The sequence below is a fragment of the Amycolatopsis sp. NPDC041971 genome (assembly GCF_055588925.1).
The window spans coordinates 56,182-65,591 of the sequence record NZ_JBVJCE010000029.1; the positions used below are offsets into that span (position 1 = coordinate 56,182).

General features: G+C 65.1%; 6 protein-coding genes and 2 pseudogenes. 3 read left to right on the forward strand and 5 right to left on the reverse strand.

Annotated features, from left to right (window positions below; all coding sequences use genetic code 11):
- Nucleotides 1-23 precede the first annotated feature (23 nt).
- Both ACZ6DT_RS38490 and ACZ6DT_RS38495 read right to left on the reverse strand, forming a co-directional pair.
- On the reverse strand, nt 24-1,064 hold the full coding sequence (locus ACZ6DT_RS38490; RefSeq protein WP_465604453.1) for an integrase core domain-containing protein: 1,041 nt from the start codon (nt 1,062-1,064) through the stop codon (nt 24-26).
- Nucleotides 1,065-1,439: 375 nt separating this feature from the next.
- Nucleotides 1,440-1,931 carry a hypothetical protein gene (locus ACZ6DT_RS38495; RefSeq protein ID WP_465604456.1) on the reverse strand — a complete coding sequence of 164 codons (492 nt, stop codon included), beginning with the start codon at nt 1,929-1,931 and terminating at the stop codon, nt 1,440-1,442.
- Between the two features lie 125 nt (nt 1,932-2,056).
- Here ACZ6DT_RS38495 and ACZ6DT_RS38500 point away from each other — a divergent pair, with 125 nt between their 5' ends.
- The 3 genes from ACZ6DT_RS38500 to ACZ6DT_RS38510 all read left to right on the forward strand — a co-directional run bounded on the left by ACZ6DT_RS38500 (nt 2,057) and on the right by ACZ6DT_RS38510 (nt 4,693).
- Nucleotides 2,057-2,704: a class I SAM-dependent DNA methyltransferase gene (locus tag ACZ6DT_RS38500; RefSeq protein WP_465604458.1), complete on the forward strand. Its 648-nt coding sequence runs from the start codon at nt 2,057-2,059 to the stop codon at nt 2,702-2,704.
- A gap of 62 nt (nt 2,705-2,766) precedes the next feature.
- Nucleotides 2,767-3,587, forward strand: a protein-coding gene (locus ACZ6DT_RS38505; protein WP_465604461.1) for an IS5 family transposase whose coding sequence is annotated in 2 segments (ribosomal slippage) — nt 2,767-3,109 and nt 3,109-3,587 — 822 coding nt in all. Because the reading frame shifts where the segments join, the coding sequence is not laid out codon by codon here.
- Between the two features lie 158 nt (nt 3,588-3,745).
- Nucleotides 3,746-4,693, forward strand: coding sequence for a cold-shock protein (locus tag ACZ6DT_RS38510; protein WP_465604464.1), 948 nt, complete (start codon nt 3,746-3,748; stop codon nt 4,691-4,693).
- Between the two features lie 187 nt (nt 4,694-4,880).
- Here the strand turns inward: ACZ6DT_RS38510 and ACZ6DT_RS38515 are convergent.
- The 3 genes and pseudogenes from ACZ6DT_RS38515 to ACZ6DT_RS38525 all read right to left on the reverse strand — a co-directional run.
- A pseudogene (locus tag ACZ6DT_RS38515) lies at nt 4,881-5,370 on the reverse strand (transposase); the annotation flags it as partial.
- 71 nt (nt 5,371-5,441) lie between these two features.
- Nucleotides 5,442-6,464 carry an ImmA/IrrE family metallo-endopeptidase gene (locus ACZ6DT_RS38520; protein WP_465604467.1) on the reverse strand — a complete coding sequence of 341 codons (1,023 nt, stop codon included), beginning with the start codon at nt 6,462-6,464 and terminating at the stop codon, nt 5,442-5,444.
- Between the two features lie 1,211 nt (nt 6,465-7,675).
- Nucleotides 7,676-8,864: pseudogene (locus ACZ6DT_RS38525) on the reverse strand (IS3 family transposase).
- Nucleotides 8,865-9,410: the final 546 nt, after the last annotated feature.

The following is a 9,410-nucleotide window of genomic DNA, read 5'->3' on the forward strand; positions in this document are numbered from 1 at the left end:
CGCGGCTCGTTCGTACTCGTTGATCATGCTCCGAGAAGCCGCTGTCGTTTGATCCGCTGAGAGTTGCCGTCTGCCACGGGGTGGGTCGGCCGGGGTGGGCGAAGCTCGCGGGAGCGGTGCGGTCGTCGACCGTTGTAGTGCCGGACGTACTCGGCGAGCACGGCGTGCAGATGCCGCTCGTTAAGGATCAACATACGGTCAGTGAGCTCGGTTCTGGCCGTGAGCACGAACCGTTCGGCGTAGCCGTTCGCCCGTGGGCAACGCGGCGGAATCCTGATCGTCTCGATGCCCCCGTCGGCCAGGACGGCATCGAAGGAGGCCGTGAACTGGCCGGCCCGGTCGCGGATCAGAAATCTGAACTCATCGACTCGATCACCGAGATCCAGCACGAGGTTGCGGATCTGCTGAGTGGTCCACCTGCCGTCCGGATTCGTGGTCATGCCGAGGACGTGGACATAGCGGCTGCCGACCTCCAGCACGAAGAACACGTAGATCCGCTTGAGAGTAAGCGCGCAGTCGACGTGGAAGAAGTCGCACGCCAGCATCGTCGAGGCCTGTGTACGCAGGAACTGCCGCCAGGTCGTGTCGGTGTGCCGGTCCGGCGCGGGAGGTATGCGCGCACGCTTCAGGATCCGCCGGATCGTCGAGGAACCGACCTGGTGTCCAAGCTTGAGCAGCTCACCCTGAATCCTCTTGTAGCCCCAGCTGTGGTTCTCCCTAGCCATCCGTTCGATCAGCCCGGCGATCGCGTCGTCGACGGGCGGACGCCCGTGCCGGTGGGGATAGGTCCACTTCGCGGCTACCAGCCGACGGTGCCAGCGCAGGATCGTGCCCGGGGTGACCAGCCGGTGTGTCCGCAGCGTCTTGAGCAACAGCCGCACCAACGCCGCGAAAACAGCCCGGTCGGCCCAGTCCAGAGGAGGTTTCGGATTACCTCTGCGCAACACGGCGACCTCGTGGCGTAGCACCAGCAACTCGACGTCCTTGGACGCCGACGAGCGCCCAAGCAACACCAGCAGACCCACAAGCCGCAGGAAGATCAGATAGAGCAGACGCAACGCCATGGCTGCCGATCATGCCCTGCCCGCCGAGCCTGCCATTACCCCAGGTCAGGATACATGAGCGGACTTCTGGAACCCCACAGGTCGTCTTGACGCCGAAGCAGTGCAGCCGCAGGCCCCGCGCGTGCAGGGACCTCACGATGCGTTCGACGTGTCCGCTGTGCTGGCGCCGGTTGTCGCGGCAGTGGCCGTGTCCCGTTGTGAGCGTGTCGCGTTGTGAGCGTGTCGCGTTGTGAGCGTGTCGCGTTGTGAGCGTGTCGCGTTGCGACCAGCCAGTGAAGCCCATCGGAGCCGTGTGCGTCCACATTAGACGATCGGACTTGCGGTCGGTGGATGGGTGATGTCGTGTCGCGGTACGCCTTTGGAACAGATCTTCGTTCAGCCGCATGGTTCAGTGATCCTCGACTTCCTGGCGGTGGGGAGGGTGCGGACGTTGTTCGGCGAGTCGGTGCGCTGTCGAAGCCGGAGGATCTCTTCGTGCTGCGCGGCGAGTTGTGACAACGCGCGCTCCTTGAACTCGGTGAGTTCGGTGATCCGCGCATCGCGTTCCTGGACGCGTTCACGGAGCTTGGCGTTCTCGTCTTTCAGCCGGGTGATCTGGAGTTCGCGCGGGTCTGAGACGGTGCCCGCCTCGCGGAGATCGGCCAGCCGACGCTGAAACTCCTCGGCCAGGTGCTGATAGGGCCCTGGCCGCTGGTTGCCCTGTGGGTCGGTGCGTGCGTAGAAGCCCGTTCTGGCGACGCCGGTTTCTCGTGCGAGAGTCTTGAGGTTGCAACCGCCGCGGGCTGGAAGCTGCCCCAGCGGTAGGCGGTCCATCGCAGCACGGATGGTGGCCTCGTTGCGACGGCGCTGTTCGGTGGTCAACGGCATGATGTGCACTCCTGCATTGCGGTCTGCGGAAACGTGGCGGAGGTCTGGGCCAGTTGGCGGGCCAATGATCGGTCCCTCTGCGTCGGCCGTTCACGAGGTCGTGATCATGGAATATCGTGCCGGTCATGACCACGGATGACTGGTTGGCCGACACCCGCACCTCTTATGACACGGTCGCGGTCAGCTATGCCGACCAAGTGCGAGGTGCCCTCGCCGGACACCAGTACCTTTGCGCGGCGCTGGCGTTGTTCGCCGACAGCGTGCGGGTCGCTGGCGGCGGGCCGGTCGCGGACGTCGGCTGCGGCCCCGGTGAAGTCACCGCCCACCTGCATGAGCTCGGTGTCGACGCCTTCGGTGTCGACCTCTCCCCGGGGATGATTGACGTGGCCCGGCGCGACCACCCCGGCCTGCGGTTCGAGGTGGGCTCGATGGCGGAACTGGACCTCCCCGTTGCTTCGGTGGCCGGCCTGCTCGCCTGGCAGTCGTTGATCCACATCCCCGACGACGAGGTGCCGACTGTGTTCGGGCACTTCCACCGAGCATTGCGTCCAGGCGGACCGCTGCAGCTCCTGTTTCACGTCGGTGACGAGTCGCAGTTGAAGACGGAGGGCTATGGCGGTCACCCGATGAAGGTCCATGTGTACCGCCGTCAGCCGGACCAGGTGGCATCCTGGCTGCGCGATGCCGGATTCGTGGTCGAGGCCGAGATGCTGCTCGACCCGGATGCGAAAGCTCAGCAAGCGATTCTTTTCGCACGCAGTAAGAGGTCCTAACGTAATGATCTTGGCGTGTGGTTTGATCTCTTCCGTTGTTGATCAAGTGACGGGAGGTTGGTGTGGCCCAGCGCAGGCCGTGGGAAGTCGAGGACGAGCTGTGGGAGTTGATCGAGCCTTTGCTGCCCAAGGTCGAGCGTCGCTTCCGTAATCCCGGGCGCGAACGGTTGGACGACCGGAAGGCGTTGTGCGGCATCTTGTTCGTGCTGTACACGGGCATTCCATGGGAGTTCTTGCCACAGGAGATGGGGTATGGCTCGGGCATGACGTGCTGGCGGAGGTTGCGGGACTGGACCGAGGCTGGCGTGTGGCAGCGGCTACACGAGCTGCTGCTGGACAAGCTCAACGCCGCCGGTTTGATCGACTGGTCGCGGGCAGCGGCCGATGGTTCCCATGTCCGGGCGTTAAAAGGGGGCCAAAAACCGGTCCCAGTCCGGTCGATCGGGCCAGGAACGGCTCCAAACACCATGTGATCACCGAGGGCGGCGGTATTCCGTTGGCGGTGACGCTGACCGGCGGCAACCGCCACGACGTCACCCAGCTCCTCCCGCTGATCGAGGCGATACCCCCGGTGCGCGGCCGACGAGGACGGCCCCGTCGCCGTCCCGACACGCTCTACGCCGACCGCGCTTACGACTTCGACAAGTACCGGAGACTGGTGCGCGGCAAAGGCATCAACCCTCAGTTCGCCCGCCGCGGCGTCGAACACGGCTCCGGCCTCGGCGTCTACCGCTGGGTCGTCGAACAAACGATCGCGCTGCTGCACTGGTTCCGCCGCCTGCGCATCCGCTGGGAGATCCGCGATGACATCCATGAAGCCTTCCTCAGCATCGCCTGCAGCATCATCTGCTGGCGCCGACTCAAGAACAACTCAATCTGTTAAGACCTCTAAGACCTGCTCTCAAAACTCGGCGTGTCGCTAGGTGAACCAACGGTCCGCCCCTGGCTCCGCTCCGCCCGTCTGTGGGCCCGGCCCGACGGACCGGAGGTCTGTCAGGGAGACTGGGGGCCAGTGCCCGCCCTCTCGACCTGGAGCCTTTGATGCCGCAAGGGACCGTCCGTTGGTTCGACGCCGAACGGGGTTTCGGCTTCCTCGCGCCCGAGGACGGCTCGCCGGACGTGTTCGTGCACGCCTCCGAGATCGTCGGGGACGGTGGCGCGAAAGTGCTCCGCGAGGGTCAGGCCGTCGTGTTCGAGGTCGGCGAGAACGACCGCGGGCCCCAGGCGCTGCGCGTTCGCGTCACCGCCGATGCGGCCACCGGCAGCGCCGTGGGCCTGCTCGGCACCGTCAACTGGTACGAGCCGGGCAAGGGGTACGGCTTCGCGTCGCCGGACGGCGGCGGCGCCGACATCTTCGTGCACAGCTCCGCCATCGTGACCGGCGGCGTGGTCACCGAGGGGCAGCGGGTGGCCTTCCTGATCGTCGAAGGCGAGCGCGGCCCGCAGGCCGGGCACGTGATCCCGCTGGGAGCTGGGGCCGGCTCACCCGCTGCGGCTGGTATCGCGGACGGTGCCGACGGCACGGTGGCCTGGTACGACGAGGACAAGGGCTTCGGCTTCATCAACCCCGACTCCGGCGCCGGGGACGTCTTCGTTCACGCCCGGGCCCTGGCCGAGGGGCTGACGTGGCTCGCGGAGGGCGACCGCGTCGCCTACGAGGTGGCTAGTGGAGACAAGGGCCCGCAGGCCCGCGACGTGCACCTGGTCCGGGGCGCCGATCCCCAGACGGCGCCGCAGCGGTCGGCACCTGCCGCGGCCGCAGGGCCGGCGGCGCGGGACGTGCCCGTACGAGGCGGCGAGGGCGTCGTCGCGCGCTACGACGACGACCGCGGCTTCGGCTTCATCACCCCGGACGCAGGCGGCGACGATCTCTTCGCCCACGTGTCCGTGATCATGGGGTCGGAGCCGCTGCAGAAGGGTGACCGGGTCCGGTACACGGTGCGTCAGAGCGACCGGGGCCCGCAGGCCGACCGCATCGAACGCCTCTGACGAGGCGGCCCCACCGATGGCTGATCACCTCCCGACGAGAGTGCTCGTTCATCCCCGTCGATGGTGCCGTCAGCAACGCGGCTGCAGCCTCCTCCAGGAGATCGATCTCCCTCGTGGTGACGGGGGCCCCGTGCCGGCCCGAGGACGTGCTCCGCGCTCAGAAGCTCACCAGACACCCCCACCCGCCCCAGCGGACCCGGCCGAGGCGGGACTTGCCCTCAATCCCGCGCCGGGCGATACGGACCTTGATACCGCGGCGGGTCAGGTAGCGGCGGCAGCGGCGGTAGTCGTAGCCCTTGTCGGCGTGCAGCTTGTCCGGTCGGCATCGTGGCCGGCCCGCCCGGCCGTGGTGGCCGCGCACGGTCGGGTTCGTGTCCAGCAGCGGCTCGGACAGCATGCTGTCGTGGGTGTTTGCCGCCGACAACATGATGTGCAGCGGTAGCCCGTTCGCGTCGCACAGAACGTGGTACTTGGAGTCGGCTTTACCCCGGTCAGGGGGCTGCGGCCGGTCAGCGGCAGCCGGTGTCGAGCACGAACAAGATCCCCTCTAGCGCGGCACGGTCATCGATCCGGGGCCGCCCACCCAGACCGCGCGGCGCCGGTCGGGACGGGATCAGGGGTTCGATCAGCTCCCAGAGCCGGTCTTCGACCCGCCGCTGCTGCGTCGTCTTCGCCACGACTGCCCACGATCGACGACCAGGACCGGCAGGTTACGCAGTGACACACCCTTAAGTTTTGAGACCAGGTCTTAACCCGGAGAAACGAGATGGAGGTGGCTGCGCTTCGGTCCCGTAGGCACCTCCGGCCCCGCTGGGCGTCCCAGTGTGACCGTTTTCGCCAGTCCGAAGACGTGGCGGTTGAACTCTTCGGAGGTGAGTTTGGTGCTTTCGATGATCGCTTTAACGCCTGAGCCGTTCGCGCGCAGGTGCGCGAAGACCTTCTCAAGAACCTGTGATGACTCAGGAACGAGCTGGCTGCCGGGCTCGCTGCGGCGGTAGCCGCGTTTGGCCAGCTCGACACAGGCGCTGCGGTAACCCCATTCGGTGAGCTGGCCGAGTTCACCGAGTCGGTGGGTCAGCGCCATGGCCGACACACGCCATCGACGGCTGGCGTCGATGAGCTGGTCGGGGCCGGCATTGCGGAGGTTGTGGGCGAGGACGTCCGCTCGGGGCATCAGGAAGGCGGCGGCGAAGCGGTCGGCCTGGCGTTCGGCTTCCCGGCTCTGCACGCGTTCGGGTCCTTGATGCATGACGAGGTGGCCGAGTTCGTGGGCCGCGTCGAACCGCTGCCGTTCGGCGGTCTTGCCGGTGTCGATGAAGACGAACGGCTCATTCTCCATATAGAAGGAGAAAGCATCGACGTCGCGGACCTCCTGCACCAGGGAGAACACACGGACACCGCGAGCTTCGAGCAGGTGCACCATGTTCGGGATCGGCCGCTGGTCGAGGTCCCACTGGCCACGGACCCGAAGGGCGATCGTCTCGACGTCGTGCAGCGACGCCTCAGGCGGCAGGTTGAGCGAGGGGACGTCCGCGGCGGGCAACCGGAAGCGCTCGGAGATCCACGTCGCGATCTCGCGGGCAATGGCGCCGGCCGCGAGCACAGCGTCGCGGCGGAACGCCGGCGTCTTGGTCACTGCCCGAAAGCTCGCATCCATATCGCCAAGTCGCAAGCCGAATCGACCCGAAATCGGCACGCCTGTGAAAACGGAGACGAAACGGAGCCCAATGGCGCCAAGGGAAATGTGAATCCAACTCGCATAACGGGACATATCAGCAGGTCGAACGTTATGTTGATCTTGAGCCGCCAAGGGGGCTCGAACCCCTGACCTTCAGTTTACAAGTCCCCTCCGCCACCGTGCCAGGCAATGCCGCAAAATGTCGGATTTCGACCGTTCGTGCAGGTCAACGCGGGCCTCTAGCTGCGGTGGATGTCGCGCCGTGCCGTGCCGTGTCGGGCTCTCCTTCAGCAACAGAGCCCAACTGGAGACGTCGCAACATCCCGAACCTGTCGAACTGACTGAACAAGGCGAGCCACGTGCCCTGCACGACGTCCTCGGCCTCGTACGGGGTGCAGCCGCTACCGCGGACAACTTGCCACACCAGTGGCGCCAGGTCGCCGTCGCGAGCGGCGTCAAGACCCGCTGAGTGCCGGTCGGAACAATTTTCGGCCACGGAGACCGCCCAGGCCCGCTCCTCGGCAGAGGGCAAGCCGTGTCCATGCCAGCCGCCGCGCGCCCCACCTCAGGCCAGCACTGACGTGGGGCGCAGGCCCCAACCGACCACGAGCGCCAGTACCGTAATCATCGCGAGCACGCCGAACAACGGCGATACTTACTCCGGCTGTCACTGGCAGACGATCAGCCGGAAGACTGAGGACTCACTGGCCGACGCATCACCTACTCAGTGCAGCTTCCGGACAGGCGACGGGCGCGGATACTCGGCATTCTGGGCGCCGGGGCTGCCCTGGCTTCACACGGTGATCCGTCGACCATCTGGCCGCTTCAATCAGCACGTCGCCGACGTCGAGTCCGCAGACCGGCGACGGTCCGGTGTCATACCTCAGGCCATCGCGCACCTTTGACGCTTGGCCGCGTGACTACAGTGAACTACCGATGGCAGCGGCGCCCTGATTCCAGGACGACGAATTGAAAACCGCCCGAAGCGGAACAAGTGCAAAACAGTGTTACCGTCCGGCAAGCCGCCGGCCAGCAAGCATTCTCCCCACGCGCGTGGGGGTGTCCCGACCAGCGACCCCACGTGACACCGGCGGTGCACATTCTCCCCACGCGCGTGGGGGTGTTCCGCGGATCGTGTATTGCGCGGGATCCGACGGGTCGTGCTCCCCACGCGTGTGGGGTGTCTTCCCACACGTGTGGGGGTATCCCCGGCTACGCCTTCCAGGTCGAGTGAAATGGCGGTGCTCCCCACACGCGTGGGTGAGCGGCCTCGGTCTTTCCGGACAGCTGTTTAGTGGGATTACCTACGCAGCTTGCTGCCGGTTCAGGTACTCGGCGTAGACCTCGTTGGGGGTCTTGTAGTCGAGTCCGGAGTGGAGACGTTGATTATTGTAGCGCAATTCAATATATGCGGCAATATCGGCGATCGCTCGCTGGCGTGTGGCGCATACCGCGCGGTGGACACGCTCGTTCTTCAGTGTGCCGAAGAACGACTCTGCCATCGCATTGTCGTAGCAGATTCCGGTTCGCCCGACAGATTGTCGTATCCCGATCAGGCGGAGCGTGTTACCGAATTGGACGGACGTGTAGTTGCCGCCTCGATCGGAATGGAAGATCGCTCCGCGTGTGATCGGGTAATTTCGCGCGGCCATGTGTATCGCGTTCTCGATCAGCGATGTTTGGTAGTTGTCGTCCATGACCCAGCCGATGACGGCTTTGGTGTGGCAATCGATGACTGTGGCGAGGTATACCCATCCTCCCCAGGTAGGGATATATGTTATGTCAACGACCATTTTCGTGCCGGGCGCGTCGGCGGTGAAGTCCGCAGCACGAGGTCGGGCAGCAGGCTGGGAGCGCCCTCGGTGAGTCCCAGCCACCACGGCCTCGGCTGGCACGGCTCAAGCCCCAGATCGCGCATGATGCCGCGGACCAGCTCCGGGGTGACGTGCTCTCCCTGGCGGACCAGCTGGGCATGGATCCGCCGGTGGCCGTAGGTCTCGTCGGAGGCAGCGAAGATCTTCTGGATCAGCGCCGCCAGATACGCGCGCCGTCGCGCGGTCGCGGACTCCGGCCGGGACCGCCAGTCGTAAAATCCCGAAATCGACACATTCAGCCACGCACACATTTTCGCCGTGGTGAACTTGTTTTCGCCGGCCTCGGTCGCCGTGCCCTTCTCCTCGTCGATGAACTCGTAGAGCTCGCTCACCGATACTCGCTCGCGAAGAAGGCCGCGGCTTTTCCCAGGAACTCCTTCTCCAGCCGAAGCTCGCGGACTTCCTTCTCCAGTTCGCGCAGCCGGGCACGCTCAGAGACCGCCAGCGGCGGCTCATCCCCGGCATGGGTCTCACGGCAACTGTTCACCCAATTCCGCAGGGTCTGCTCGTTCAGACCCAGCTCCCGCGCGACCGACGGAACCGGACGAACTCCATCGACCACCATTTTCGCCACCTCGTCCTTAGACTCAGGAGTAAACGACCGACGCTTCTTCGACACAAACACCTCTCTTCCGAGTAAAACCTTAGCGGGTTTCACGTCCGGAAGATCAGAGGCCTCTCACATTGTTTGGTGTCGAGTAGTTTGAGTTGCATGGCGCCCCAGAAGGATTCTATCATGGCGTTGTCGTAGCAGTCGCCTACGGTTCCCATGGAGGCGAGCAGTCCGGCGGTGCGGAGTCGTTGCCCGAATGCCCATGAGGTGTATTGGGAGCAATGCCACTTAGTTAAGCCTGTTTGCGCTGATGAGGGACGTCAAGGTCGTTAGCCCCGGGTGTCATGCGAGCTCGTTCCGTGCGGGGCCGCCACTCGCGAATTCAGTGGCAGGTTGTTCATGTTCAAGTATCCTTGACCGAAAGGATGTTTCGGCGTGTTGAGCGCATAAATGGTCGGCATGCTCAGCGCATTCGGTAGTATCGATTTATAGGCGATCGGGTGTCGGCGGGTGTTAGAGATAAGTTGACAGATCACGTGTCGTTGGGCGTATTGACGAGAGTTGTTCCCAGGTACATCGTCGACGAGGTTATTGACGAGACGGGAAGTCGGG